The sequence below is a fragment of the Cytobacillus oceanisediminis genome (assembly GCF_004366035.1).
GTDB classification, from domain to species: domain Bacteria; phylum Bacillota; class Bacilli; order Bacillales; family Cytobacillaceae; genus Cytobacillus; species Cytobacillus oceanisediminis_C.
In genome coordinates this window covers 18,247-43,943 of the sequence record NZ_SOEE01000019.1, presented here as the reverse complement: position 1 = coordinate 43,943, position 25,697 = coordinate 18,247, and the positions used below count along the sequence as shown (strand labels likewise).

Genomic DNA, 25,697 nt, shown 5'->3' with positions numbered 1-25,697 from the left:
TAAGATCCCTGAAAGATGATCAGGTTGATAGGTCAGAGGTGGAAGCGTGGCGACATGTGGAGCTGACTGATACTAATCGATCGAGGACTTAACCAAAACGAAAAGCGGAGGCGACTGTTCAACTTCGAGAGACGTTGGAGAGCCGGCCATTCAAATCCTGGTTTTGGGATTTGGAGGGACGGATCGAAACGGCCGAGAAGTTAGGAGCCGAAGCTAGACAAGTCATTGGTGAATACTCGGCAAATGCTTCTTCATACATTATCTAGTTTTGAGGGAATGAAAAATATGAAATTTCCTCTTGAAAAATCTTAAAAAGACGGTATAATAAAACTTGTCTTTGAAAAATAGTCTGGTGGCGATAGCGAGAAGGTCACACCCGTTCCCATACCGAACACGGAAGTTAAGCTTCTCAGCGCCAATGGTAGTTAGGGGCTGTCCCCTTGTGAGAGTAGGACGCTGCCGGGCGTTAATAATGGAGGATTAGCTCAGCTGGGAGAGCATCTGCCTTACAAGCAGAGGGTCGGCGGTTCGATCCCGTCATCCTCCACCATTAATTTAAATGTACAAGCTGCCGGTGTAGCTCAATTGGTAGAGCAACTGACTTGTAATCAGTAGGTTGGGGGTTCAAGTCCTCTCGCCGGCACCACTTCAATTCTTTTAGAAAATAAAGCCATTCAAGCTTTAGGAAGTCTCATAAAAGTATGAGCCATTAGCTCAGTCGGTAGAGCATCTGACTTTTAATCAGAGGGTCGAAGGTTCGAGTCCTTCATGGCTCACCATTTTAATTTCATATTGCGGGTGTGGCGGAATTGGCAGACGCACCAGACTTAGGATCTGGCGCCGCAAGGCGTGGGGGTTCGACTCCCTTCACCCGCACCATTCTTTATGCGGAAGTAGTTCAGTGGTAGAACATCACCTTGCCAAGGTGGGGGTCGCGGGTTCGAATCCCGTCTTCCGCTCCATTTATTGCCGGGGTGGCGGAACTGGCAGACGCACAGGACTTAAAATCCTGCGGTAGGTGACTACCGTACCGGTTCGATTCCGGTCCTCGGCACCAGTAGAATTTAATAATGCGCCCGTAGCTCAATTGGATAGAGCGTTTGACTACGGATCAAAAGGTTAGGGGTTCGACTCCTCTCGGGCGCGCCATTATATACGGGGAGTAGCTCAGCTTGGTAGAGCACTTGGTTTGGGACCAAGGGGTCGCAGGTTCGAATCCTGTCTTCCCGACCATTTAATACTGGGGCCTTAGCTCAGCTGGGAGAGCGCCTGCTTTGCACGCAGGAGGTCAGCGGTTCGATCCCGCTAGGCTCCACCATGAATATTTTAACATTTCGGCGGTGTAGCTCAGCTGGCTAGAGCGTACGGTTCATACCCGTGAGGTCGGGGGTTCGATCCCCTCCGCCGCTACCATTTCATTCATCGATGCTGGACCTTTAGCTCAGCTGGTTAGAGCAGACGGCTCATAACCGTCCGGTCGTAGGTTCGAGTCCTACAAGGTCCACCATTTTCATTTATACGGAGGAATACCCAAGTCCGGCTGAAGGGATCGGTCTTGAAAACCGACAGGCGGGTCAAACCGCGCAGGGGTTCGAATCCCCTTTCCTCCTCCATAATATTATTGTCGCGGGGTGGAGCAGTCCGGTAGCTCGTCGGGCTCATAACCCGAAGGTCGCAGGTTCAAATCCTGCCCCCGCAATCTGGTCCGGTAGTTCAGTTGGTTAGAATGCCTGCCTGTCACGCAGGAGGTCGCGGGTTCGAGTCCCGTCCGGACCGCCATTTCTACAAAAAAATTAATAATATGGCTCAGTAGCTCAGTCGGTAGAGCAAAGGACTGAAAATCCTTGTGTCGGCGGTTCGATTCCGTCCTGAGCCACCATTTTAGAACCCTATGCGGGTGTAGTTTAGTGGTAAAACCTCAGCCTTCCAAGCTGATGATGAGGGTTCGATTCCCTTCACCCGCTCCAAAATGGGCCTATAGCTCAGCTGGTTAGAGCGCACGCCTGATAAGCGTGAGGTCGATGGTTCGAGTCCATTTAGGCCCACCATTTTATATTATTGTTCCGCAGTAGCTCAGTGGTAGAGCATTCGGCTGTTAACCGAACGGTCGTAGGTTCGAATCCTACCTGCGGAGCCATATATGGGGAAGTACTCAAGTGGCTGAAGAGGCGCCCCTGCTAAGGGTGTAGGTCGGGTAACCGGCGCGAGGGTTCAAATCCCTCCTTCTCCGCCATATTATTGGCCCCTTGGTCAAGCGGTTAAGACACCGCCCTTTCACGGCGGTAACACGGGTTCGAATCCCGTAGGGGTCATACAAAAAAGCTGTCAACAATTTGTTGGCAGCTTTTTTGTTGTCTTTTCTGTTCCAGCTTACCCTCGGTTAGTTGCTTCTCTGTTTTTTAATCAAACATCTCTTCTTCCTTACTTAATTTATTGCCCGGGTTATTCAAATCAATTTCAGAAGATATCCCCGTATAAGGGCCTCTAAACATATCCCCTATGGCCATAATCTTGCCATCCGGTGCTTCAAATAATGGAATTCTTATTTCATTTTTTGATGCCTCGTTTAATAAAAACTCCTCTTCTTTATTGCTCAAAATATTATTCTCCTTTCATTTTTTGCTTGCATACTTTGTTTTATCTTGTCTAAGTTTACCGGAGATTATGTCGAAGGCTGTTAAATTGGGCAGAATGCTATCAGTTTTTAGCGGGATTTGAATGTTGTTGTCACAAAATTAAAAAAACTTTTACAAGGATTTTTCTCACCTTCCACGAATATAACAGGAAAGTCAAAAGAAACGACACTGGGTGGGGAGAAGGATGGTAGTGGATACTTTGGTTCCAACCGATTATCAGCTGCATTTGTTCCATGAAGGGACATATTATGAGAGTCACCAGTTATTTGGTGCACATGTAGTTTCAAATGGCGGAGAAGTGATTACCCGTTTTTGCGTGTGGGCACCGAACGCCGAAATTATCAGATTAGTCGGTGATTTTAATGATTGGAATGGAGAAGGCTATACCTTACATAGAGTGAATAATGAAGGTGTCTGGTTTATTCAGCTGGATGGAAACATGGAAGGTGCCTTGTATAAGTATGAAATTGAAACAAAGAAAGGGGATGTGATACTAAAGGCTGATCCTTATAGCTTTTTTTCAGAAGTAAGGCCCAATACAGCATCTAAAGTATATTCGCTGGACGGATATCAGTGGAATGACAGCAAATGGATGCAAAAAAAAGAAACGAAGCCTATTTATACTGAGCCTGCAGTCATTTATGAAGTCCATCTGGGTTCGTGGAAGCAAAAAGAGTCTGGAAGTCTGTATACATACAGGGAGCTTGCAGATGAACTCATTCCTTATGTGGTGGAGCATGGGTTTACGCACATAGAATTGCTTCCTCTAATTGAGCATCCGCTCGACGCTTCCTGGGGCTATCAGGGAACAGGTTATTACTCTGTTACAAGCCGTTATGGCAGCCCGCATGATTTTATGTATTTTGTTGATCAGTGCCATCAGCAGGGTGTTGGGGTCATTCTGGACTGGGTACCGGGGCACTTCTGCAAAGATGCCCACGGTCTTTACCAGTTTGATGGTTCGTATTTGTATGAGTATGAAACAGAAGACGACAGAGAGAACAGAGTATGGGGGACTGCTAATTTTGACCTCAGCAAAAATGAAGTGCAAAGCTTTCTTATTTCCAACGCTGTTTTTTGGATGGAAAAATATCATATTGATGGCTTCCGGGTTGATGCGGTGGCTAATATCATCTATTGGCCTAACCGGGATGGAAAGACAGAAAATCCATTCGGCACCCGTTTTCTGCAAAATTTAAATAAAGTTGTTTCTCAATACGACTCCTCCTTTCTTATGATGGCAGAGGATTCAACAGACTGGCCGCAAGTGACTGCACCAGTCCATTATGGGGGGCTGGGTTTTCATTACAAGTGGAATATGGGCTGGATGAATGACGTTCTTACATATATGGAAACAGCACCTGAGAGGCGATCTGATGTTCATGGAAAGATGACGTTTTCGCTTTTGTATGCTTTTACAGAAAACTTCGTACTGCCTTTTTCACATGATGAAGTTGTCCATGGGAAAAAATCACTGCTTGATAAAATGCCGGGAGATTACTGGCAAAAATTTGCGCAATTCAGGCTCCTGCTTGGCTACATGATTGCCCACCCCGGCAAAAAGCTTCTTTTCATGGGGAGCGAACTTGGGCAGTTTTCCGAATGGAAAGACAAAGAACAGCTTGATTGGCATCTGCTTGATTACGAGATGCATAAAAAAGCAAATGATTATGTGAAAGAATTAATAAAGATTTATAAACGTTCAAAGGCTCTTTTTGAGCTTGATCACCTTCAGGATGGCTTTGAATGGATTGATTGTCATAATGCAGACCAATCCATCTTTTCTTTTATCAGAAAAGGCTCAAAAGTGGATGATTTTCATGTGATTGTCTGCAATTTCACACCTGCTTACTACCCTAATTATCGTATTGGGATTCCAAAGGCGGGGTCTTATAGGGAAATACTCAACAGTGATAAGGATAGCTTTGGAGGATCAAATTGCACCAATAAGAGGGTCCTCAAGACTGAGGAAAAAGAGTTTCATGGCAAGCCGTTCAGTTTGGAAATGTCTGTTCCGCCATTTGGCATTTCAATCTTACGCCCTGTAAAACATCGGAAGGAGAGGAAGGAAAATGGGAAAGAAAAAGTGCGTCGCAATGTTATTAGCAGGAGGGAAAGGGAGCAGGCTTAGTTCTCTGACAAAAAGTCTTGCGAAACCCGCAGTTCCGTTTGGAGGGAAATACCGGATTATTGATTTTACATTGAGCAATTGCACTAATTCCGGTATTGATACAGTAGGTGTTCTTACCCAATATCAGCCGCTGGTTCTGAATTCGTATATTGGCATAGGAAGCGCATGGGATCTTGATAGAAAGAACGGCGGTGTGACAGTGCTGCCCCCTTACAGCGAATCATCGGAAGTCAAGTGGTATACAGGAACAGCGAGTGCCATTTATCAGAACCTCAATTATCTAAAGCAATATGATCCAGAATATGTCCTGATTTTATCCGGTGATCATATTTATAAGATGAATTATGAGCTGATGCTGAATTATCATATTGAAAAAGGCGCCGATGCCACTATTTCTGTAATTGAAGTGCCTTGGCCGGAGGCAAGCAGGTTCGGAATCATGAACACGGATAAGGAGATGCGGGTCGCAGAATTTGAGGAAAAACCAGCATATCCCAAAAATAATTTGGCCTCTATGGGAATATATATTTTTAATTGGCCTGTTTTAAAGGAATATCTGGAAATGGATGACCGCAATCCGGAATCAAGTCATGATTTTGGCAAGGATATCATTCCATTAATGCTTGACGAAAATAAAAAGCTGTTCGCATACCCGTTCAATGGCTACTGGAAGGATGTCGGTACAGTCAAGAGCCTGTGGGAGGCAAATATGGATTTATTGGATGATGAATGCGAGCTGAATCTATTTGATCATGATTGGAGGATCTATTCAGTGAATCCGAATCATCCTCCACAGTATATTTCAACTCAAGCAGAGGTTGCGGAGTCTTTAATAAATGAAGGCTGCACAATTGAAGGGGAAGTTGAAAAGTCAGTGCTATTTCAAGGGGTTCTGGTTGGGAAGAATACTGTGATCCGTGAATCGGTCATCATGCCTGATGCTGTAATTGGTGAAAATGTCTATATTGAAAAGGCGATTGTGCCAAGCGGAATGAACATACCTGATGGCGTTGTGATTAGTGCTTCCGAAGAAGATGATGAAATTATTCTGATAACACAGGAAATGATACAGGGAATTTGTTCTTAATTCACAGCCTGGATGCCAAAACGGCGCCTGGCCAATAAAACGGGAGGTAATGTCATGAAGAAGAGAATGCTTGGTGTGATAGACGCAACAACCTACCATGAAGATTTAGAGGAATTGACAGTACACAGGTCGCTCGCAGCTGTTCCGTTTGCAGGCCGCTATAGGCTAATCGATTTTGTTCTCTCCAATATGGTCAACTCGGATATTGAAAGTGTTGCCATATTTCCGAAGTATCAATATCGCTCTTTAATGGATCATCTTGGTTCGGGGAAAAACTGGGACCTAAATAGAAAAAGGGATGGGCTATTCTTTTTCCCATCTCCTTTGCTGGATAGTCCAAGTAAAGGTATTGGATCTTTCAATCACTTTGCTGCTAATTTGGATTATTTTTATCGCAGTAAACAGGAGTATGCATTGATCTCAAACTGTTTTACCGTTTTTAATATGGATTTCAGGCCTGTTCTAGATAGACATATTATGACCGGTTGTGATATTACAGTTGTTCGGCAGGATGGGCGCTCCCTTGAAATGTACCTTGTAAAAACTTCGCTGCTCGTTAGCTTAATAGAGAATAGAAACGAAACTGGATACACATGCATGAGTGATGTCGTTACAGACATCCATCATTCCTATACGATATGCAATTATGAATATGACGGTTTGGCCGTCATGATTGATTCCATTGAAAATTACTTTGCTGCCAGCATGGGGCTATTGGAACCAGAAGCATGGAATAATATTTTTCTGCGCAGCCAGCCGATTTATACAAAAGTAAAAGATGAACCGCCAACCCGTTATATGAAAGGTGCAAGCGCAAAGAATTCGATGATTGCGAATGGATGTATGATTGAAGGGACAGTTGAGAACAGCATTATCTCCCGCGGGGTGAAAATTGGCAAAGGTTCAGTCGTGAAAAACTGCATGATTATGCAAAAAACCCAAATTGGAGAAAACTGTGTTTTAGACTCCGTTATTTTAGATAAAGATGTTAAGGTAGAATCCGGTGCCAGAATTGAGGGAAGACATGAAATGCCTCTGGTTATTCGCAAAGGTACCGTACAAGGAGCGCTGATGAACTCGTGAAAGTATTGTTTGCTGTTTCTGAATGTGTTCCATTCGTTAAATCCGGAGGTCTTGCCGACGTAGCCGGTTCTCTTCCAAAAGAACTTGCAAAGCAGGGGACTGACGTACGGGTTATTCTTCCTAAGTATGGTTCCATATCAGATGATTTAAAAAAGAAAATGTCTAAAAAGTGCGAGTTTACAGTTCAAGTAGGCTGGAGAAACCAGTTTTGCGGAATTGAAGAACTTGAGCATCAGGGAATCGTATTCTATTTTGTTGATAATGAATACTACTACAACCGTGAAAAATTATACGGGTATTATGATGATGGAGAGAGGTTTGCCTATTTTAACCGGGCCGTGCTGGATGCTCTTCAGTATATTGATTTCTACCCGGATGTCATTCACAGCCATGATTGGCATACTGGGATAATTCCTTTTCTGCTTAGGGTTGAGTATCGTTCGAAAAAGGGGTATGAGTTCATTCGGACAGTCTTCACCATTCATAATCTTCAGTTTCAGGGAATCATGCCGGGGAGTGCTTTAGGGGATCTATTAGGGCTTGACTATAGCCACTTTCATCCAGATAAGCTTGAATTCTTCGGAAATATCAATTTTATGAAGGGCGGACTTGTTGCTGCTGATAAAATTACAACAGTCAGCCCTACTTATAAAGATGAAATTCAAACGAAATATTACGGAGAGAAACTGCATGATTTGCTGAAGCGCAGAGCTTATGATTTGGAAGGAATCTTAAATGGGATTGATGATGAGTTTTATAATCCTGAGAAGGATCCATTTATAAAAGAGAACTATGCCGTTGAAAAGCTTCAGATTAAAAAAGAGAATAAGATGCCCCTTCAGAAAAAATTCAGCCTGCCGGTAAAGGAAGAGGTTCCTCTTATAGCCATGGTTACAAGGCTGACAAAACAAAAGGGCCTGGATCTAGTTAAATGTGTGCTCCATGAGCTTATGCAGGATGATATACAAGTTCTTGTTTTGGGAACTGGGGATCCTGAGTTTGAGCAATTTTTCAGGGAGATGGAAGCGGGGTACCCAGATAAGTGCAAAGCATTTATTGGGTTTGATGAGGGGCTTGCACATGAATTCTATGCAGGATCCGATTTATTCTTAATGCCTTCACAATTTGAGCCCTGCGGTTTAGGGCAGATGATCGCAATGAGGTATGGATCCATTCCCATCGTCAGGGAAACAGGCGGATTAAATGATACTGTTCATTCTTATAATGAATACACAGGAGAAGGCAACGGCTTTTCCTTCAGCCATTTTAATGCCCATGATATGCTGTACACTATTAGAAGAGCAATAAGCTTTTACGGTGACAGCAAAGTATGGGAGCAAATTATGAAAAATGCAATGGGAATGGATTATAGCTGGGCGCAATCTGCTTTCAAATACAATCAGCTATATGCAGGCCTTGTTTCAAGGAGTGAAAGCCATGTTTTCTGATCGTGATGAGTTCAAAGAGGAATTCCTGAAGAAACTGGAGATGTCCTGCGGTAAAAGCTTTGGTGAAAGCACAGAAAGAGATCATTACTTCACGCTCGGAAATATGATCAGGGAACATGTGAGCACAGAGTGGATTAATACAAATGAGCGGTACCGCATCGACCGTGAAAAGCAGGTGTATTACTTATCCATCGAGTTTTTATTAGGGCGCCTGCTTCATCATAATCTGATAAACCTGGGAATTGAGCAGGTTGTCAAGGAAGGTCTGGCAGATCTGGGAATTGACTTGAACCGCCTTGAAGAAATCGAGGCAGATGCAGGGCTTGGAAACGGCGGGCTGGGACGTCTGGCAGCTTGCTTTATGGATTCACTGGCATCCTTGAATCTTCCCGGCCATGGCTGCGGAATTCGTTATAAGCATGGACTATTTGAGCAGAAAATTGTGGATGGCTATCAGGTGGAGCTTCCGGAGCAGTGGCTGCGGAACGGTCATGTCTGGGAAGTAAGAAAAGCAGACCTGGCAATTGAAGTTCCTTTTTGGGGCAAAGTCGAAACGGCAGAGGACGACGGCAGGCTTGTTTTCCGCCATGTGAATGCTGAGACGATTTCGGCTGTTCCTTACGATATGCCTGTCGCTGGATATAAAACAGATACCATTAACACTCTTAGGCTTTGGAATGCTGAACCCTCTCCTTATCCTGTAAATCATGATATTTTAAAATATAAACGGGAAACCGAATCTGTTTCGGAGTTCCTATATCCTGATGATACCCATGATGAAGGGAAGATTCTAAGGCTGAAGCAGCAATACTTTCTGGTTTCGGCCAGTATCCGTTCCATTGTGCGTTCCTATCGAAAGCAGCATAATAGTTTAAGAGACTTCGATGAGTTTGTGAGCATTCATATTAATGATACACATCCGGTCCTTGCGATTCCTGAACTTATGAGAATCCTGCTGGATGAAGAAGGAATGGGCTGGGAGGAAGCCTGGGACATTACCGTCCGGACGATTGCCTATACGAATCATACAACTCTTTCGGAGGCGTTGGAGAAATGGCCTGTCCGCATTTTCCAGCCTTTGCTTCCGCGGATTTATATGATAGTTAATGAAATCAATGAGCGCTTTTGCCGCGAACTTTGGGACAGATATCCGGGTGACTGGAAGCGGATTGAGGATATGGCGATCATCGCACATGACCAGGTTAAGATGGCCCACCTTGCCCTTGTCGGCAGCTCCAGTGTAAATGGTGTTGCCGCACTTCATACAGAAATCTTAAAGAATCGGGAAATGAATCAGTTTTATGGAATCTTTCCTGAGAAGTTTAATAATAAAACTAATGGGATCACACATAGAAGATGGCTCCTGAAAGCCAATCCGCTTTTGTCCGATCTTATTAATGAGGGCATTGGGGCTAGCTGGATTCGGGAACCGGAAAAGCTTCACGAACTGGCAGTTTATAAGAATGATAGAGTTTTCCTTGATCAGCTGCATCAGGTTAAACAATTGAACAAGGAAAGATTGGCGAAGCGCATTCAGGAGCAGCAGGGCATTGTGGTTGATACGTCTTCCATTTTTGACATTCAGGTTAAGCGTCTGCATGCTTATAAACGCCAGCTGTTAAATATTCTTCATGTTATGCATTTATATAATAGGCTGAAGGAAGACTCCAATTTCCGCATGCACCCGCGGACATTTATTTTTGGGGCAAAAGCTTCGCCAGGCTATTACTATGCAAAGAAAATCATTAAATTAATTAATACCGTCGCTGCAAAGATAAACAATGACCCGCAGACAAGAGATATTCTTAAGGTTATCTTCCTGGAAAATTACCGGGTTTCACTGGCGGAGGAAATTTTTCCGGCTGCGGATATCAGTGAGCAAATTTCAACGGCAAGCAAGGAAGCTTCCGGTACAGGCAATATGAAATTCATGATGAATGGCGCTTTGACAGTGGGCACGCTGGATGGAGCCAATATTGAGATAAAAGAAAAAGCAGGAGATGACAATATTTTTATCTTTGGCCTAACGGCAGATGAGGTTCTCAGCTATTACCAAAATGGCGGATATAATTCCAGAGAGTATTATCATCATGATAAGCGAATCCGCCAGGTTGCCGACCAGCTCGTGAATGGATATTTCCCGGATGCCGATGATGAATTCGAGCCCATTTTTGACTCACTCCTGATGGAAAATGACCAATACTTTGTGTTGAGAGATTTTGCTTCCTATGTCAATATCCAGAAAGAAGCTGGGAAAGCATATGAGGATCGGGAACATTGGCTGAAAATGAGCTTAATGAACATTGCCGGTTCAGGATATTTTTCTAGCGACCGAACAATCAGCGAATATGCAAGGGAAATCTGGAAAATTAAGCCCGCTGGCGTTGAGATGATTAATAAGTAAAAAGGAGAACAGCCCTTCAATGAGAAGAGGCTGTTTTTTGTTAATTAGTGCAAATAACGCCCAAAATGAAGGTGCTTAAGAGAAAATGGGAGTTAATCAGGAGGAATACAGCCCAAAATGAAAGTGCACGAGAGAAAATAGGAGTAAACAATGGGAATAACGCCCAAAATGAAGGTGCTCAAGAGAAAATGGGAGTTAATCAGGGGGAATACCGCCCAAAATGAAAGTGCACAAGAGAAAATTGGGGTAAACAATGGGAATAGCGCCCAAAATGAAGGTGCTCAAGAAAATCAGGAGTTAGTCAGCGGGAATAACGTCTAAAATAAAGGTACTTAAGAGAAACTGGGAGTTAATCACGAGACTAACTCCCAAACAGCAGATGTCAAGAGAAAACAGTAGTTATTCACAAAAAGGCGGTTTCTAAGAGAGTTTATCAATTATTCCGTTTCATTGAGGCAGGAGATCTACCCTTTACTGCGCCTAACCGGCATCGTGCAGCAGCGGAAGGCACCTCCGGATTTAATGATTTCAGTAATGTCTACCTCAATGACTTCATAGCCCCTGGACCTGAGCTCTTTATTGACATTCTTATTAATCGGAAGACTGAAGATTTTTTTATTGCCGATAGAGAGGACGTTGGTTCCGAGCGTGAATTGCTCCTCTTCCGATACTTTTATTAAATCATAGCGTGATTCCAGCATTTTGATTTTTTCCCCGTGGATCTCTCCTGGAAAGATAAGAGCTTCCTCCGGTGAAATAATATTGAATACACAATCAAGATGCAGATATGTATCAGTGAAAGGAATGGATACGACATCATAATCGGTCATAAGGCTGCGAAGATGCTCGATCGCTTCTTCGTGGGTACGGCTGCTAACTCCAGCATATATGGTTTGGCCATCGATCAGGACGTCTCCTCCCTCTATGCGGTCTCCCGTAAGATTGTAAAAAGGGACCTGGTTTACTTCCAGCCATTGTTTCAGAACATTTTCTTCTCCTTGCCGAATATCTGCCGCCATTTCAGCAACATATACCTTTTCTCCAAGTGTAAATCCGATATCACGGGTAAAAACCTGCTCAGGATATTTTTCAAGCGAGGGCAGCAAAACCACATTGATTCCCTGATCCTTTAATGCACTGACAAAATGTCTGTGCTGTTTCATGGCTGCGTCTATATTAATTCCTTCTTTTTCATAATGCTTTTGTGTTTCATTAATGGTATCTACAATCGTCATGTACTTCGGTTCACATAACACTACTTGTTCAAGTTTGTCATATTCTGAAAAGCATGCAGCTTTTATTTGTCCAGACATTGTGATCCTCCCAGCGATATATTCTTAAGATAATATTGCCTATGAGAAGCGGTTTTACTCCGTAAAGTGCAAATATTAACAAAAATTCCCACTACAAAAAAGGTTTAAAAACCCTGATAATGAAATCATTAGATATAAAGGGGGTAGCTGTTAAATGTACCAAATCGAGAAAGGATCAATGGAAGAAGTTTTGCTGCATCTTCAAAATATTGGACTGCAACTAAATGTATTCGAGAAAACAAATGATTCTATTCCGGTGAAAAATTATAAAGAACTGCTGGAATTCAGCATCTCCATTGCCCGCCGCACAAACGATGTTTCTGATACGATTGATGAGATTATCCAGGATATCGAATCCAAACTATAAATATATACAAGGGTATCTTATTTTGCCATTTGACATAAAAAAGCGATGCAGCTGCATCGCTTTTACTTTAATCCTTATCTTCATCCACATAGCCGTCAGTCTCATGATAAGGCACATCACCATAAGGTGCTTCGATATCATTCTCATCCAGCATCGCTTCATACTCTTCCTGTTTCTTGGAAGGATAGACTTTTCTCTCCTTGCCTTCAAGGTCATTTCCGATAAACGTCTCATAATCTTCTGTAAACCCTTCGTCATCATGCCCTTCATTATAAAGGGAGTTATAATCTTCATAGTCGCCTCTTAGGTCAGAGGGTGTCTCAGAAGTGCCAAAACGGGCAACTTCCTGGAAGCTGTCTTCGTTATCCACGACTTCTCTGAATTGATGATGCTGAAAGGTATTCCCATGCGCAGGCTCAAGTACATCTTCTTCGACAGGACGGTCTCCGGGCACGTTTTGCTCTGGACTATGTTCCTTGCAGTAAAGGGTTGCTGGAATCACTTCAAGCCGCTCATATTGAATTTCGGAACCGCACTCTTTGCATTTGCCGTATGAACCATCTTCAATTGCCTGCAGAGCTGCATTTACTTTATTCAGTTCAGAGTCATGATGTTCTTCTAAAGCAAAATCCTTTTCACGCTCATAAAGTTCAGAACCCATATCGGCTGGGTGGTTGTCATAAAGAGATAGCTCTCCTACTGTGTCTCTGGCACTTGCACCTTCCAGGCTTCCTTCTTTATTGACCTGAAGCTGGGATTCCAGTGATTTTTTTTCATCATTCAATTCTTTTTTCAAACGGCTGATTTGTTCATTGGTCAACATATTATGTCACATCCTTGGATTTGATAAATTTTATAAAAAGGCCTCTGATTAAGTCTTGCCCAAAATTAAGCCGAGCTCTGCCGTTCTTGCTCTGCCGAGTTTTAAAAATCTTAGTCCATATGGGTTTAGTATGGACGTAGTTGGCAAAATCATAACGGAAGAAAAAATTTTAGGGTCAAGCATCTTCCTTAAATAAAAAATACCCGTTAAGAATGGGATGAAACCAAGAGGGTGATTTCTGCTGTTTTTTTCCAAACAAAAAACCCCTGCTATAAAAGCAGAGGTTCCTTTTAATTATAAAAGATATCCGATAAACAAGCCTACTGATAAAAGAAAGCCAAAGATTGTATTTGTCTGGGCAGTGGCTTTCATTGCAGGCATCATTTGCATAGGCAGTGTTTTTCCAATGAACCCTTTCGTTGCTTTAATGGCCTTAGGTGCACTTAGAACAACGATAGCAAGCCATGGTGTTATGATGTTCATGGCGATTAATATGAAAACCCATGCATACGAAACGATGAACATTGCGGCAAGGAGCTTGATTGCTCCTTTTTTTCCTAAAAGAATTGCCAATGTTTTGCGGCCGAATTCCTTGTCGCCCTCCAGGTCTCTGATATTATTGGCCAGCAGAATGGCGCCAACAAGAATCAAAATTGGGAAGGAAACTAAAACACTTGTTGCTGTTACGGTTCCTGCCTGAATATAAAAAGAAATTAGGATAATTAGCATTCCCATGAAAAAACCTGCAAATAATTCACCAAAAGGTGTGTACGCTATCGGAAGAGGACCGCCTGTATATAAATATCCAACTGCCATGGAGGCCAGTCCAATTGCTGCAATCCACCAGCTTGTGTTCATGCAGATATAGAATCCAAGCAATATCGAAATTCCATAAAGGCCAAAAGCCAGGTTCAGAACCGTTTTTGGCTTGATTCCTTCCCGGACAATAGCTCCCCCAATTCCGACAGAGTCTTCCGTATCAAGCCCTCTTTTAAAGTCATAGTATTCGTTAAACATATTAGTGGCAGCCTGAATCAGCAGGCTTGCTGCCAGCATAGCAAAAAACAGGCCAAAATTTATTTCAGTAAGTTCCATTGCAAGAGCTGTTCCAAGCAGAACCGGCACAAAGGCAGCGGTAAGAGTATGTGGCCTGGTCAGCTGCCACCAGACCCTCCAGTTCTTTGAGTTGGAAGCAGGCGGAAAATTTGTCTGTGCTTGTGGTTGCATGATAACTCTCCCCTTATTTATCTATTCTGTAATGATATCATTAATTGCATCATTCAAACTTGTTTATTTTAACCGATTACCAGGGTATTGTCAAAGTACGGCTATATACCAAACAACTTAAGTTTAGGTAAATAATCCAAGAGTGTCAACGGATTATTGCCGTAAACAGAACCGGTATTTTCCATGGATAAAGGAAACTTAAAGCAGCACTTCCCGAAGTTAACTGTGCTAAATGCTCAATTGAGTTCAATTCATATTATAGATGCCTAAAGTAAGCTATAATATAATAAGGATGCAAAATGGAATGACGTGATTGACATCATTGACATTCCCTGAATCACAGGTGTATCTTAGAATAAGTTTAAAGTAGGATAACGGCAATATAAGCTGTTATTGGAGGGATTTTTTTGGTTACGATACAAGATACGGAACTAAAAGAAGGGATCCAAGAGGCAATTGAGAGGGCCAAAGCCTTATCAAAGCCTGTTTTAGTGAGCGAAGTTCAAAAAATAAATCATATAGACCCCCTTTCTTTTTATGCGGCAGGAAAGAGCCGTTTTTTTGGTGAACGCTTTTTCTGGAAGGATCCTTCTGGAGAAACTTATATAATCGGGCTTGGGATTTGCAAGCAAATCCAGTCAGATCAAAGTACCGGCAGATTTAATCGCGTTGAAAATGAATGGAAGCGTTTTATTAATAACAGCATTATTTTTAACCCTTATGATAAAAATGCTACAGGGCCCGTGATGTTTGGCGGCTTTTCTTTCGATCCGCTAAAGAAGAAAACAAAACTTTGGTCGAAGTATTCTGATTCCCTTTTTCATGTGCCGACTTATATGTACAGTGAAATGAATGGACAGGCCTTTTTAACAACAAATGTTGTCTGCACTCAGCATGACGGTGATACTCTTTTTGAAAAGATAGTGGCCGAACGGGGCATGATAATGGCTTCAATCAGCGATTTTCATCCTGAGAATTCAAACACTCTTCAGGAAGAAGCAGATATAAATCCGGAAAAATGGATGGAGACAGTAGATGCGGTTGTAGATGTACTTAAATCAGGATCATTAAAAAAGGTCGTGCTGGCCCGGGAGTCCAGGCTTATCTATGAAAAGCCGATTGAGATTGAAAGAGTACTCTGGAACCTGATGGAAATGCAGAGGGAAAGCTTTATTTTTGCTTTTGAATCGAACGGTGACTGCTTTATTGGAGCCTCTCCTGAACGGCTTATAAAGAAATATGGAGAAAATGTTTTTACAACTTGTCTGGCAGGTTCCATACCAAGAGGCAAAACAGCAGAAGATGATCATATCCTGGGCGATACTTTATTGCATGATCAGAAAAATTTAACCGAACATCAATATGTGGTTGATATGATTAAGGAGGCAATGGAGGAATCCTGCTTAGAAGTTGAATTGCCGGATGAGCCGCAGCTGATGAAGATGAGAGATATTCAGCACCTGTATACTCCTGTGAGAGGAAAAACCAAGGGAGATGCTTCCCTTCTAGCTTTAGTTGACCGTCTGCATCCGACTCCTGCTCTTGGAGGTCTTCCTAAAAGAGAAGCTGTGGAAAAAATAAGAGAAGCAGAAGAACTGGACCGGGGCTTTTATGCTGCTCCATTAGGATGGATGGACTTCAGAGGAAATGGCGAATATGCTGTTGCAATCAGATCTGGTCTTATTCAGGGAAATGAAGCATCCTTATTCGCAGGCTGCGGAGTGGTGCAGGATTCAAATGCCGAAAGCGAGTATCAGGAAACAAAAATTAAATTCCGGCCAATGCTTACGGCTCTTGGGGGTTATGAAAAGTGAATCATCAGGAAGCTTTAACTTCATATATAGCCGCATTTGTGGCTGAATTAGTAAAAAGCGGGGTGGAGGATGTCGTGGTCAGTCCCGGCTCCCGTTCTACCCCAATGGCTATGGTAATGGCAGAGCATCCGGAGCTTCGTGTACATATCCATGTGGACGAGCGCTCGGCTGCCTTTTTTGCGTTGGGGATTGCTAAGGCATCCCAAAGACCAGCTGCTTTGCTGTGTACATCTGGAACGGCTGCAGCCAATTACTATCCTGCCATTGTGGAAGCCCGGTATTCCAGAGTGCCCCTAATCGTGCTTACTGCGGACCGGCCTCATGAACTTAGGGATGTTGGTGCTCCACAGGCGATCGATCAGATCCATTTGTATGGAAAAAATGTAAAATGGTTTGTTGAGATGGCTCCTCCTGAGAATACAGCAGAAATGCTTCGTTATGCCCGCACAGTTTGCGCAAGAGCAGCTTCTGCTGCCCAGAGCTCACCAGCAGGTCCGGTTCATCTTAACTTTCCTTTCCGTGAGCCTTTAGTACCGCAGCTTGACCGCAATGATTTATTTGAGCTGAGTGAGCGCACCGAAGGTTATGTGAATATCCATAGTGGCCAGATTGGTTTGCCTAATGAAGAGTACAAGGAAATGGCACAGATATTAAACTCTGCACAAAAAGGGATTATTGTCTGCGGTCCTTTGGAGAAAGCTGACTTCCCTGCAGCCGTGATTAAGCTGGCGGAAAAGCTGAACTATCCAATCATTGCAGATCCATTATCCCAGCTAAGAAGCGGGCTTCACGAAGGAAGCTTCATTATTGATGCATATGATAGCTTTTTGAAAAATGAGGATGCAAAAAAGGCGCTCAAGCCGGATGTCATTATACGCTTTGGTGCTATGCCTGTATCGAAGCCGTTGACCATTTTTATGAAAGAAAACAGCACTGCCCGACAAATTATTGTTGATGGAGGCGGCGGATGGCGGGACCCTTCACTGCTTTCGACCGAAATGATTCATTCTGATGAGCTTCTATTCTGCGAGTCTGTCACGTCATATTTAAACACTCCAGAGAATGATGAGTACATTGCTTTATGGAGAAAAATCAATGATCTTACCCGATCAAGGCTTGCGGATATTAATGAAGTGGGTGAATTGAGCGAAGGGAAATTATTTTTCCAGCTTGCGGAATGGCTGCCGGAAGGCTCTACCCTATTTGTAGGAAATAGTATGCCTATACGGGATCTGGATACATTCTTCCATTATAATCAAAAGAGCATTAGAATAATGGCCAACAGGGGAGCAAATGGCATTGATGGCACCGTATCAACTGCTCTTGGTGCTGGTATGGCCTCACAGCCGCTGTATCTAGTGCTTGGTGATTTAACCTTTTTCCATGACTTAAATGGCTTAATTGCCTCTAAGCAGTATGGGATAGATATCAATATATTGCTGATTAATAATAATGGAGGCGGAATCTTCTCATTCCTGCCGCAGGCAAATCACCCCAGAAATTTTGAACAACTGTTTGGAACACCTCTTGATCTGGATTTCAGCCATGCCATTAAAATGTTTGGCGGTCATTATGATTTAATCTCAGATTGGGAACATTTTATTTCCGCCTTCCAACAGAGTATGGACAGATCAGGAATAAAGGTAATGGAAATTACGACAAATCGGGACAGGAATTTAACCGAGCATCGAGAATTGTGGGAATCTGTTTCCCGGGAAATAAGTCGATTGCTGGAAGGGTGAATGCCGATGAAATATGTCATTAATGGAGTTCGATATCATGTCGATACATGGGGAACGGGATTTCCGCTTCTGCTTCTCCATGGCTTCACAGGAAATAGTGAAGGATGGAAAGAATTCGCTCCCTTCTGGAAGAATCATTCGAAGACAATAGCTTTGGACATCATCGGCCATGGTAAGTCTGCATCACCACCTGATATTGGCCATTATCAAATAGAAGAGTCGGCCGCAGTGATTAACAGTCTACTAGAAAAGATGGGAATCGGGAAGATCGATGTTCTTGGATATTCTATGGGAGGGCGCCTTGCGCTAACTTTTGCGGTTAATTATCCTGAAAAGGTCCGCAAGCTGATTTTGGAAAGTGCATCTCCAGGTCTTAGAACGGAATCGGAAAGGTATGAAAGAAGGATTCAGGATGAAACATTGTCTAAAAGAATCCGGAAGGAAGGCATTAAAAATTTTGTTGACTATTGGGAGAACATTCCTTTATTTCAAAGCCAAAATAGTCTTCCAGCAAAAATTCGAACCAGAATAAGAAGCCAGCGTTTGGCCAATTCCATTGATGGTCTGGCAAACAGCCTGAATGGCATGGGCACTGGCGTGCAGCCATCCTGGTGGGATGAGCTTGCACATCTCGAAATGCCAGTCCTTCTAGTTACCGGAAACCTGGATCAAAAATTCTGCAGAATTGCGGAAGAAATGTCAAAAATTTTGCCAAATGTCCAGTGGAAGACCGCTGAAGATGCTGGACATGCAATTCATGTGGAGAAACCTGAATTATTTGGTACAATAGTAAGTGGGTTTTTGTCGCAGACAGGGGAGAATAATACAAATGGCAGCAAAGATTGAGGAATGATGTCATTTGCTGCTGCAAATCTGTGCGGCAATTAACGCTTTCTAATACATATTAAGGAGGATTCATGTATGTCAGCTGTTGAATGGGTTGCAGGAAAACAGTACGAAGAAATCATTTATGAAACATACAATGGAATTGCGAAAATTACGATTAACAGACCGCAAGTCCACAATGCCTTTACTCCAAGAACGGTAATGGAATTAATTGATGCATTTGCGTTCGCGCGCGATGATGAAAATGTAGGTGTTATTGTCCTGACGGGTGCCGGAGACAAGGCATTTTGTTCAGGCGGGGACCAATCTGTCAGAGGACATGGCGGATATGTAGGCGACGACCAGATCCCTCGTTTAAATGTACTGGATCTGCAGCGCCTGATCCGTGTCATTCCTAAGCCGGTTATTGCAATGGTAAAAGGCTATGCGATTGGTGGAGGACATGTCCTTCATATCGTATGTGACTTAACGATTGCAGCAGATAACGCTGTATTCGGACAAACTGGACCTAAAGTAGGAAGCTTCGATGCAGGTTATGGTTCAGGATATCTTGCAAGAATCGTAGGTCATAAGAAAGCACGCGAAATTTGGTATCTGTGCCGCCAGTACGGGGCTCAGGAAGCTTTGGATATGGGGCTTGTCAATACAGTAGTACCGCTTGAGAAAGTGGAAGAAGAAACAATTAAGTGGTGTGAAGAAATTCTTGAGAAGAGCCCGACGGCTATCCGCTTCTTGAAGGCTGCCTTCAATGCCGATACAGATGGACTTGCAGGAATCCAGCAATTCGCCGGGGATGCAACGCTTCTATACTATACAACGGAAGAAGCAAAAGAAGGCCGTGACGCATTTAAAGAAAAGCGCAAGCCTGACTTCGGCCAATTCCCGCGTTTCCCTTGATTGAATATTAATTTTTTCAGCTTGATGGCTTGCCATCAGGCTGTTTTTATATGAAAAATCGCATGAAATGAGGAGTATATAATGGAAGCGCAAATAGTTCCTAATTTTCTTCAAAAGCGGGCTTTTTTAACCCCGGATCGCCCTGCCCTTTCCTTTTTGGGGAAAACCTATACATTTACTGAAGTATATGAGCGTGCATACACGATAGCAGGGCAGCTGCAGGCAGCTGGATGCGTGAGAGGACAGTTTGCAGGTGTCCTTCTCCGAAATCATGAAGACACTGTTTTTATTCTTTTGGCCCTGCAGCTGCTCGATGTAAAAGCCGTCATATTAAATAACAGGCTGACTGCTGAGGAATTGATTTGGCAAATGAATGATTCGAAGTCCGCTTTCTTTTTAACCGAGAATACTTTTAATGAGGTAACCCAAAAAGTTGTAAATTCTTTAGGGGGAATTTCGGCTATCTATAAAGAAGATCTATTCAGGAGAGATCCTGATGGGCCGTCAGTAGTAGATGAAATAAGTCTTGATGAGGTTTGTACGGTCATGTATACATCCGGTACAACCGGCAACCCGAAAGGTGTTCTGCAAACATACGGAAATCATTGGTGGAGTGCAGTGGGCTCTGCATTGAACTTAGGTTTGAATGAAAACGACAGCTGGCTGTGTGCTGTCCCGATTTTTCATATTAGCGGCTATTCCATTTTAATGCGAAGCATTATCTACGGCATGAAAATGGTTCTTTTTGAATTTTTCCATGAAGAAAAAGCCATTGAAGCCATTTCCATCGAAAAAGTGACCATTATGTCTGTTGTAAGTACGATGCTCACCAGGATCGCAGATGAACTTAAAGATGAAAAGCTGCCTGTGAATTTCAGATGTATGTTATTAGGGGGAGGGCCTGCAGCGAAATCTCTTCTTGAAGATTGCAGAGAGAAGGGAATTCCTGTATACCAGACTTACGGAATGACAGAAACTTCGTCCCAGATTGTTACACTGGCTCCGGAATACAGTCTCAGCAAATTGGGTTCGGCCGGCAAGCCTTTATTTCCTTCCCAGCTGAAAGTTGCTGTTCCAAATGGAAAGCATGCTGACCCCGGAGAAGCGGGCGAAATTTTTGTGAAAGGTCCAAATGTAACAAAAGGGTATTTAAACCGAAAAGAGGAAACAGCGGAAAAACTAAAGGGTGGCTGGCTTTCAACTGGAGATATTGGATATGTGGATAAAGAAGGATTCTTATATGTGCTTGATCGGCGGTCAGATTTAATCATTTCAGGCGGTGAAAATATCTATCCGGCTGAAGTCGAGGGTGCGCTTGTTTCACACTCCCAAATATCGGATGCAGGGGTTATCGGCATGAAGGACGATGTTTGGGGTGAGGTGCCTGTCGCCTTTATTGCTGGAGACGAGAATCTGGATGAAAAAGAAGTGATGAAGTATTGCTCTGAGAAGCTGGCAAAGTATAAAGTACCTAAAAAACTTATCATCATTAATGAAATCCCCAGGAACGCTTCAAAAAAGATACTAAGAAGAAAACTTCGGGAGCTGCTTGAGGAAAGCGGGAATTAGCATGAATATTAAGACAATTACTTTATATAAAATCGCGATGCCTTTGAAAACACCTTTTTCCACGCATTTAGGGACAGTGAAGGATAGAGAAGGTATTATTATTGAGGTAATCGATCAGGAAGGACGGAAAGGCTACGGGGAAGGAGTCGCTTTTTCATCACCCTGGTATACGGAGGAAACGGTTGAAACGAGCTATCATATGCTAAAAGAATTCCTTATCCCAAAAATGCGTAATGCGGATATAAAGCATCCTTCAGAAGCAGGACAGGTTTTTGACGCTTTCAGAAGGAATCAAATGGCGAAAGCATCACTTGAAACGGCATTATGGGACTTGGCAGCCAAAAAAGAGGATATTTCTCTATCAAAATATATAGGCGGCCAGCGGGAATTGATTCCATCCGGCGTGGTTGTTGGCGCTAAAACAAAGGAAGAAGCAAGAAGGCAAATCGAATACTATCTGGAGAGCGGCTATCAAAGGGTCAAAATAAAGATCAGTCCCTCTAACGATTATGAATTGATTTCAGAAATCCGCCGCTTTTTCCCCGACCTTCCAATCATGGCAGATGCTAATTCAGCTTACTCATTGGACGATATTGAACATTTAAAAAGGCTAGATGATTTCGGGCTGCTGATGATTGAACAGCCGCTGGAATATGATGATATTGTTGATCATGCAAAGCTTCAGAAGGAGCTGAAAACGCCAATTTGCCTGGATGAGAGTATTGTCACCTTTAATGATGCCAGGAGAGCTGTCGAGCTGGGAAGCTGTAAAATCATCAACATTAAGATTGGCCGTGTTGGGGGTCTGGGAACAGCAAAGAAGATTCATGATTATTGCCTGGATAAAGGAATCCAAGTCTGGTGTGGAGGCATGCTGGAGTTCGGAATCTCCCGTGCACACAATATTGCTCTTGCCTCTATGGAGGGCTTTTCCATTCCCGGTGATATTTCAGCGTCGGGCAGGTATTGGGAAGAAGACATCATTCTGCCCGAAGTCACTGTGGAAAATGGGATGATAAAAGTTCCTGATAAACCGGGAATCGGTTATGAAATTAATGAAAAAAGGCTGAATGAAGTTTCCACCTCAAAAGAAAGCATTGCTTTATAAGTAAAAACCGCAGTTCTGCATTTGGCAGAATTGCGGTTTTCGTTATATTGCAAAAAAATAAGACGCATTATCAGCGCCCTTTATAATAAATTATTGTGTTATTTCGTCTTTAATCAATGAATCCTCTTTAATGGCAAAGGAGCTTAATCCAGCAGCAGCGGCAAAAGCAGCTCCAAGCAAAATAATGGTTGATAACATATGTATCACTCCTATAAGTTGTTGTTACTCTATACATTCCCGGTAGAAATCTTAATAAACTTGTTTTTATAAAAAACACAAAAGCGATGCATAAAATGCACCGCTTTTGCAGCATTTCGCCTAACTCAATTAAGTGCAAGACCAGCAATCCGATAACCCCCGGAAGGTGCTGTCACCTATTAAAGGTCATGAGGCTCGAACGTTTTGCAGTCTGTTTCTTTGCTGTTGTCTGCAGTTTCGCCAGTATGGCTGACTACATATATTTGATCTGCACTGCATCGGTTCCCATTTTTCCAGAAAGTGCAGTTGTTAACTTCACATAAAACGTCTTTTGCCATTTTCAAACACCCCTTACCAGAAAATTGTGACCACGTTGAAATTGAAAAATTTGCGGAGAATGTCACTTCTTTATTTTCTGCAGTGCTTTTTTGTTCAGTCATGGCATTTGCAGGAATATCATGCCGGGTCTTTGGTTTGTTTTTGCCGCAGATATCGTTTGTCGTTCATGAAAAGGCTCCAAAAGTATATGAACCCGGGGAAAAGGATAAGGAATCCTGCAATATAGGTGGCAAATATGGCACGGAATGAGCTCGGATCTGTAAACGCAGAAGCAATAGTCACTTCAGGGTATACGATATAAGGAAGATGAGCTTTTCCATATACATAGCTGGCTGTTAGGTATTGGAGAGTTATGGCAATAACAGCCAATCTGGGAATACCCCTAACTCCTTTTTTGTTTATGGATGGAAGGAACAGTGCAAGTCCTCCTATCACAAACAAGCCAAGAGACAGCAAAAGCAAAGGCAAATCATCTATCATATTTTCATAAATCCAAAATGCTTCCCTTTTTAAAGTAAACATAATAAGGAATGCCATTATAATTGAAACTGGTCCAAGCATGATTGCATCCCTGCGGTACACTGTGTAAGCTTCCATTTCTTCCGAGGCTTTTGAGTAGTCGGCGAGAAGAAGGGAAGATAAAAACAATGTGCTGCTGATTGAAAAACCAATAAAAGCATATTCATTCGGGCTAGTAAAAAGATGGGCAAGGTCCAGAGATTGCCTGCCATCACTAAATTCAACAAAATCTCCATGGGTGATGGGCAAAACGCTAATCAGCAATCCGGGGATAAGGATTCCGGATAGGCCTGAAATATAGGTGAGCGGCTTCCTGTATTCTTCGGCAATATTGGAAAACACCAGAAATGCACTGCGTATTGCCAGCAAGAGCAAAATGATGCTGCCCGGAATAAGAAGTACAGTTCCCAGTGTATAGGCAGCAGTCGGAAAGAGGCTGTAAACAGCGACTACAATGGCGACAATGAATGTATTCGTCACTTCCCAGGTAGGAGACAAATAACGATTAGCCACATTCGTCGCCTTAATTTTAGGGCGATTGAAGTAAATCATGGACCAGAAGCCGGCGCCAAAATCCATTGTTGCCATTACTGCATATATGAAGACGAATCCCCATAACACAGTTATGGCCAGTAATTCTTCAGCCATTGGATTCACTCCTTCAAGTATTTGATCCGTAAAGTGGAACGTTTTTCTGTTCAGCTCTATTAATATCTTCGATTACAGTGTTCTTTTTAAAGTAATAAAGCATAACAAAAACAACAGCCACTCCAAGCACTACATACACCAGGGCAAAAAGAATAAATAAAATTCCCAGGTTTTCAGCTGTTGTAACAGAATCAGCGGTAGACAGCACCCGGTAAATGGTCCAAGGCTGGCGTCCAGTACAGGCAAACACCCAGCCGAATTCTATTCCAAGAACTGCTAGCGGCCCTGAAGCAACAAATGCCCACATGAGGAACCGCGGAAAATGCTCTTTTTTCAGAAACTTATTCCATACGAAAGCAGTCAAGGATAAAAATATCAGCAATGAACCAATTCCGACCATCGCATTAAAAAGAGTGTGAACAAAAAGCGGAGGCCATTCTTCTTCCGGAAAATCATTCAGTCCCACTACAACGGTGTCAAAGCTGTTACCCGCCAAAAAGCTTAGTGCCCATGGAATTTTGATTCCCCACTTAACCCTCTGTGTTTCACGGTCTGTAAATCCGCCGATTGCAAGGGGGGCATAGGATTGTGTTTCAAACAGCCCCTCTGCTGCTGCAAGTTTTTCTGGCTGATACTCATGCAGATATTGAGCCGATTCATGGCCGTTTAAAGCTGTTAAAAATGAAAAAATTCCGCCGGCAATCAGGCTCAGCATAAGGGCTTTCTTATGAAAGTTATATACTCGTGTTCCAAATGGAGTTCTCAGCATTTTGAAAGCAGCAACTGACGCTACAACAAATGCGCCTGTTGTATAAGCTGATAGTGCCACATGGCCAGCTGTAACAATAAAACTTGGGTTAAAAAATGCAGCCCATGGATCCACATCGACAATTTCCCCATCGACAATCCTGAAGCCCTGTGGTGTTCCTTCAAATGCATGAACATTTGTTATCAGAACAGCAGAAGCGAAAGCGCCAAAAGCAACCAGTACAAGGCTTGATATACGCATCCATGGAGGAATTCTTTCGGCAGCATACACATAAATTGACATAAATAAAGCTTCAATAAAGAAAGCGTATATTTCAATCTGGAATGGCAAAGCCATCACCTTGCCGATAACCTCCATAAAACCAGGCCAGAGAAGGGAAAGCTGTGTTCCTGCTATGGTTCCTGTCGGAATTCCTACTCCAAGAAGCACTGCAAATGCCTTGGTCCACCTCTTGGCCATAATGACGTAATCATGATCCTTGGTTTTTTGGTAAAGAAGTTCCGCTGTCAGCATCATCAGCGGCAAGCCAACTCCAATCGTTGCAAAAATAATATGAAAGCCCATTGTCGTCCCAAATAAAGACCTCGCAATCAATAAATCACTCATTGCATTTTCATCCCTTCAATCTCTTCAATGGAAATAGTTTTTTTCAAAAACCGGACAACTATGTAAACTTTTCCTGAATTAGATATATTAAGGGAACGAAAAAAACCTCCCAATGAGGGAGGT

At 42.9% G+C, this 25,697-nt stretch carries 21 protein-coding genes, 20 tRNA genes and 2 rRNA genes; 35 read left to right on the top strand and 8 right to left on the bottom strand.

Annotated features, from left to right (window positions below):
* The 22 genes from DFO72_RS27110 to DFO72_RS27005 all read left to right on the top strand — a co-directional run.
* Positions 1-96 (top strand): 23S ribosomal RNA (locus tag DFO72_RS27110); the annotation flags it as partial.
* Positions 97-348: 252 nt separating this feature from the next.
* Positions 349-465, top strand: a 5S ribosomal RNA gene (gene rrf, locus DFO72_RS27105).
* Positions 466-474: 9 nt separating this feature from the next.
* Positions 475-550 (top strand) — tRNA-Val (locus DFO72_RS27100).
* Between the two features lie 20 nt (positions 551-570).
* Positions 571-646: transfer RNA gene (locus DFO72_RS27095), tRNA-Thr, on the top strand.
* Between the two features lie 57 nt (positions 647-703).
* Positions 704-779, top strand: a tRNA-Lys gene (locus DFO72_RS27090).
* A 15-nt stretch (positions 780-794) separates the two neighbouring features.
* Positions 795-879 (top strand) — tRNA-Leu (locus tag DFO72_RS27085).
* 8 nt (positions 880-887) lie between these two features.
* Positions 888-962 (top strand) — tRNA-Gly (locus tag DFO72_RS27080).
* A gap of 6 nt (positions 963-968) precedes the next feature.
* Positions 969-1,057: transfer RNA gene (locus DFO72_RS27075), tRNA-Leu, on the top strand.
* Positions 1,058-1,072: 15 nt separating this feature from the next.
* Positions 1,073-1,149, top strand: a tRNA-Arg gene (locus DFO72_RS27070).
* Between the two features lie 7 nt (positions 1,150-1,156).
* Positions 1,157-1,233: transfer RNA gene (locus DFO72_RS27065), tRNA-Pro, on the top strand.
* Between the two features lie 9 nt (positions 1,234-1,242).
* Positions 1,243-1,318 (top strand) — tRNA-Ala (locus DFO72_RS27060).
* 18 nt (positions 1,319-1,336) lie between these two features.
* Positions 1,337-1,413, top strand: a tRNA-Met gene (locus tag DFO72_RS27055).
* Positions 1,414-1,430: 17 nt separating this feature from the next.
* Positions 1,431-1,507 (top strand) — tRNA-Ile (locus DFO72_RS27050).
* A gap of 13 nt (positions 1,508-1,520) precedes the next feature.
* Positions 1,521-1,613, top strand: a tRNA-Ser gene (locus DFO72_RS27045).
* 12 nt (positions 1,614-1,625) lie between these two features.
* Positions 1,626-1,699, top strand: a tRNA-Met gene (locus DFO72_RS27040).
* Between the two features lie 3 nt (positions 1,700-1,702).
* A tRNA-Asp gene (locus DFO72_RS27035) sits at positions 1,703-1,779 on the top strand.
* A gap of 24 nt (positions 1,780-1,803) precedes the next feature.
* Positions 1,804-1,879 (top strand) — tRNA-Phe (locus DFO72_RS27030).
* A gap of 14 nt (positions 1,880-1,893) precedes the next feature.
* Positions 1,894-1,967, top strand: a tRNA-Gly gene (locus tag DFO72_RS27025).
* Positions 1,968-1,971: 4 nt separating this feature from the next.
* Positions 1,972-2,048: transfer RNA gene (locus DFO72_RS27020), tRNA-Ile, on the top strand.
* Positions 2,049-2,062: 14 nt separating this feature from the next.
* Positions 2,063-2,137, top strand: a tRNA-Asn gene (locus DFO72_RS27015).
* A gap of 5 nt (positions 2,138-2,142) precedes the next feature.
* Positions 2,143-2,233 (top strand) — tRNA-Ser (locus DFO72_RS27010).
* Positions 2,234-2,240: 7 nt separating this feature from the next.
* Positions 2,241-2,312: transfer RNA gene (locus DFO72_RS27005), tRNA-Glu, on the top strand.
* A gap of 87 nt (positions 2,313-2,399) precedes the next feature.
* On the opposite strand, the gene DFO72_RS27000 is transcribed toward DFO72_RS27005, so the two are convergent.
* Positions 2,400-2,597 carry a hypothetical protein gene (locus DFO72_RS27000; RefSeq protein ID WP_113885583.1) on the bottom strand — a complete coding sequence of 66 codons (198 nt, stop codon included), beginning with the start codon at positions 2,595-2,597 and terminating at the stop codon, positions 2,400-2,402.
* A gap of 223 nt (positions 2,598-2,820) precedes the next feature.
* Here DFO72_RS27000 and glgB point away from each other — a divergent pair, with 223 nt between their 5' ends.
* From glgB to DFO72_RS29735, 6 genes are all read left to right on the top strand, one after another.
* Complete coding sequence (gene glgB / locus DFO72_RS26995; RefSeq protein ID WP_113885582.1) at positions 2,821-4,767, top strand: 1,4-alpha-glucan branching protein GlgB; 1,947 nt, start codon at positions 2,821-2,823, stop codon at positions 4,765-4,767.
* The gene (locus tag DFO72_RS26990) at positions 4,709-5,854 is read left to right on the top strand and encodes a glucose-1-phosphate adenylyltransferase (protein WP_113885581.1); all 1,146 of its coding nucleotides are present in this window, start codon (positions 4,709-4,711) and stop codon (positions 5,852-5,854) included. The genes glgB and DFO72_RS26990 overlap by 59 nt, the downstream gene beginning before the upstream one ends.
* Positions 5,855-5,908: 54 nt before the next feature.
* Positions 5,909-6,937, top strand: a complete 1,029-nt coding sequence (locus tag DFO72_RS26985) for a sugar phosphate nucleotidyltransferase (protein WP_113885580.1) — start codon at positions 5,909-5,911, stop codon at positions 6,935-6,937.
* Positions 6,934-8,385 (top strand): glycogen synthase GlgA, encoded by a 1,452-nt coding sequence (gene glgA / locus DFO72_RS26980; protein WP_113885579.1) that lies wholly within the window; start codon positions 6,934-6,936, stop codon positions 8,383-8,385. Before DFO72_RS26985 ends, glgA begins: the two co-directional genes overlap by 4 nt.
* Positions 8,375-10,789: a glycogen/starch/alpha-glucan phosphorylase gene (locus DFO72_RS26975; RefSeq protein ID WP_113885578.1), complete on the top strand. Its 2,415-nt coding sequence runs from the start codon at positions 8,375-8,377 to the stop codon at positions 10,787-10,789. The genes glgA and DFO72_RS26975 overlap by 11 nt, the downstream gene beginning before the upstream one ends.
* Before the next feature lie 150 nt (positions 10,790-10,939).
* Positions 10,940-11,110 (top strand): hypothetical protein, encoded by a 171-nt coding sequence (locus DFO72_RS29735; protein WP_166672562.1) that lies wholly within the window; start codon positions 10,940-10,942, stop codon positions 11,108-11,110.
* A 143-nt stretch (positions 11,111-11,253) separates the two neighbouring features.
* Here the strand turns inward: DFO72_RS29735 and DFO72_RS26970 are convergent, their stop codons facing one another.
* A complete protein-coding gene (locus DFO72_RS26970; RefSeq protein ID WP_113885577.1) occupies positions 11,254-12,102 on the bottom strand; it encodes a dimethylarginine dimethylaminohydrolase family protein in 849 nt (282 codons plus the stop codon).
* A gap of 154 nt (positions 12,103-12,256) precedes the next feature.
* Between DFO72_RS26970 and DFO72_RS26965 the strand changes: the two genes are divergently transcribed.
* Positions 12,257-12,469 (top strand): hypothetical protein, encoded by a 213-nt coding sequence (locus DFO72_RS26965; RefSeq protein ID WP_113885576.1) that lies wholly within the window; start codon positions 12,257-12,259, stop codon positions 12,467-12,469.
* A 67-nt stretch (positions 12,470-12,536) separates the two neighbouring features.
* Here DFO72_RS26965 and DFO72_RS26960 read toward each other — a convergent pair whose 3' ends face one another.
* From DFO72_RS26960 to DFO72_RS26950, 3 genes are read right to left on the bottom strand one after another with little or no spacing between them, the layout of a single operon-like run.
* Entirely contained in the window at positions 12,537-13,292 is a 756-nt protein-coding gene (locus tag DFO72_RS26960) for a TraR/DksA C4-type zinc finger protein (protein ID WP_113885575.1), read from the bottom strand.
* 48 nt (positions 13,293-13,340) lie between these two features.
* Complete coding sequence (locus DFO72_RS26955; RefSeq protein ID WP_113885574.1) at positions 13,341-13,547, bottom strand: hypothetical protein; 207 nt, start codon at positions 13,545-13,547, stop codon at positions 13,341-13,343.
* A 39-nt stretch (positions 13,548-13,586) separates the two neighbouring features.
* On the bottom strand, positions 13,587-14,519 hold the full coding sequence (locus DFO72_RS26950) for a 1,4-dihydroxy-2-naphthoate polyprenyltransferase (protein WP_113885573.1): 933 nt from the start codon (positions 14,517-14,519) through the stop codon (positions 13,587-13,589).
* A 407-nt stretch (positions 14,520-14,926) separates the two neighbouring features.
* On the opposite strand from DFO72_RS26950, the gene DFO72_RS26945 reads away from it, so the two are divergent.
* The 6 genes from DFO72_RS26945 (at position 14,927) to menC (ending at position 22,495) form a co-directional block, all read left to right on the top strand.
* Positions 14,927-16,333 carry an isochorismate synthase gene (locus DFO72_RS26945; RefSeq protein ID WP_113885572.1) on the top strand — a complete coding sequence of 469 codons (1,407 nt, stop codon included), beginning with the start codon at positions 14,927-14,929 and terminating at the stop codon, positions 16,331-16,333.
* Entirely contained in the window at positions 16,330-18,075 is a 1,746-nt protein-coding gene (gene menD / locus DFO72_RS26940; protein ID WP_113885571.1) for a 2-succinyl-5-enolpyruvyl-6-hydroxy-3-cyclohexene-1-carboxylic-acid synthase, read from the top strand. The genes DFO72_RS26945 and menD overlap by 4 nt, the downstream gene beginning before the upstream one ends.
* A 6-nt stretch (positions 18,076-18,081) precedes the next feature.
* Positions 18,082-18,921, top strand: a complete 840-nt coding sequence (gene menH, locus DFO72_RS26935; protein ID WP_113885585.1) for a 2-succinyl-6-hydroxy-2,4-cyclohexadiene-1-carboxylate synthase — start codon at positions 18,082-18,084, stop codon at positions 18,919-18,921.
* Between the two features lie 75 nt (positions 18,922-18,996).
* Entirely contained in the window at positions 18,997-19,818 is an 822-nt protein-coding gene (menB, locus tag DFO72_RS26930) for a 1,4-dihydroxy-2-naphthoyl-CoA synthase (protein ID WP_113885570.1), read from the top strand.
* 81 nt (positions 19,819-19,899) lie between these two features.
* Positions 19,900-21,387 carry an o-succinylbenzoate--CoA ligase gene (locus tag DFO72_RS26925; RefSeq protein ID WP_113885569.1) on the top strand — a complete coding sequence of 496 codons (1,488 nt, stop codon included), beginning with the start codon at positions 19,900-19,902 and terminating at the stop codon, positions 21,385-21,387.
* Between the two features lies 1 nt (position 21,388).
* Positions 21,389-22,495 carry an o-succinylbenzoate synthase gene (menC, locus tag DFO72_RS26920; protein ID WP_113885568.1) on the top strand — a complete coding sequence of 369 codons (1,107 nt, stop codon included), beginning with the start codon at positions 21,389-21,391 and terminating at the stop codon, positions 22,493-22,495.
* A 377-nt stretch (positions 22,496-22,872) separates the two neighbouring features.
* Here the strand turns inward: menC and DFO72_RS26915 are convergent, their stop codons facing one another.
* The 3 genes from DFO72_RS26915 to DFO72_RS26905 form a co-directional block, all read right to left on the bottom strand.
* A complete protein-coding gene (locus DFO72_RS26915) occupies positions 22,873-23,031 on the bottom strand; it encodes a DUF1540 domain-containing protein (protein WP_113885567.1) in 159 nt (52 codons plus the stop codon).
* Between the two features lie 118 nt (positions 23,032-23,149).
* On the bottom strand, positions 23,150-24,199 hold the full coding sequence (locus DFO72_RS26910) for a cytochrome d ubiquinol oxidase subunit II (RefSeq protein WP_113885566.1): 1,050 nt from the start codon (positions 24,197-24,199) through the stop codon (positions 23,150-23,152).
* Between the two features lie 13 nt (positions 24,200-24,212).
* Complete coding sequence (locus tag DFO72_RS26905; RefSeq protein WP_113885565.1) at positions 24,213-25,574, bottom strand: cytochrome ubiquinol oxidase subunit I; 1,362 nt, start codon at positions 25,572-25,574, stop codon at positions 24,213-24,215.
* Positions 25,575-25,697: the final 123 nt, after the last annotated feature.

Bases quoted from the DNA above. Each gene is read 5' to 3' on its own strand.
- glgB (WP_113885582.1), top strand. From the start codon at position 2,821: ATGGTAGTGGATACTTTGGTTCCAACCGATTATCAGCTGCATTTGTTC.
- DFO72_RS26990 (WP_113885581.1), top strand. From the start codon at position 4,709: ATGGGAAAGAAAAAGTGCGTCGCAATGTTATTAGCAGGAGGGAAAGGG.
- DFO72_RS26985 (WP_113885580.1), top strand. From the start codon at position 5,909: ATGAAGAAGAGAATGCTTGGTGTGATAGACGCAACAACCTACCATGAA.
- DFO72_RS26975 (WP_113885578.1), top strand. From the start codon at position 8,375: ATGTTTTCTGATCGTGATGAGTTCAAAGAGGAATTCCTGAAGAAACTG.
- DFO72_RS29735 (WP_166672562.1), top strand. From the start codon at position 10,940: ATGGGAATAACGCCCAAAATGAAGGTGCTCAAGAGAAAATGGGAGTTA.
- DFO72_RS26970 (WP_113885577.1), bottom strand. From the start codon at position 12,102: ATGTCTGGACAAATAAAAGCTGCATGCTTTTCAGAATATGACAAACTT.
- DFO72_RS26965 (WP_113885576.1), top strand. From the start codon at position 12,257: ATGTACCAAATCGAGAAAGGATCAATGGAAGAAGTTTTGCTGCATCTT.
- DFO72_RS26960 (WP_113885575.1), bottom strand. From the start codon at position 13,292: ATGTTGACCAATGAACAAATCAGCCGTTTGAAAAAAGAATTGAATGAT.
- DFO72_RS26950 (WP_113885573.1), bottom strand. From the start codon at position 14,519: ATGCAACCACAAGCACAGACAAATTTTCCGCCTGCTTCCAACTCAAAG.
- menH (WP_113885585.1), top strand. From the start codon at position 18,082: ATGAAATATGTCATTAATGGAGTTCGATATCATGTCGATACATGGGGA.
- menB (WP_113885570.1), top strand. From the start codon at position 18,997: ATGTCAGCTGTTGAATGGGTTGCAGGAAAACAGTACGAAGAAATCATT.
- DFO72_RS26925 (WP_113885569.1), top strand. From the start codon at position 19,900: ATGGAAGCGCAAATAGTTCCTAATTTTCTTCAAAAGCGGGCTTTTTTA.
- menC (WP_113885568.1), top strand. From the start codon at position 21,389: ATGAATATTAAGACAATTACTTTATATAAAATCGCGATGCCTTTGAAA.
- DFO72_RS26915 (WP_113885567.1), bottom strand. From the start codon at position 23,031: ATGGCAAAAGACGTTTTATGTGAAGTTAACAACTGCACTTTCTGGAAA.
- DFO72_RS26910 (WP_113885566.1), bottom strand. From the start codon at position 24,199: ATGGCTGAAGAATTACTGGCCATAACTGTGTTATGGGGATTCGTCTTC.
- DFO72_RS26905 (WP_113885565.1), bottom strand. From the start codon at position 25,574: ATGAGTGATTTATTGATTGCGAGGTCTTTATTTGGGACGACAATGGGC.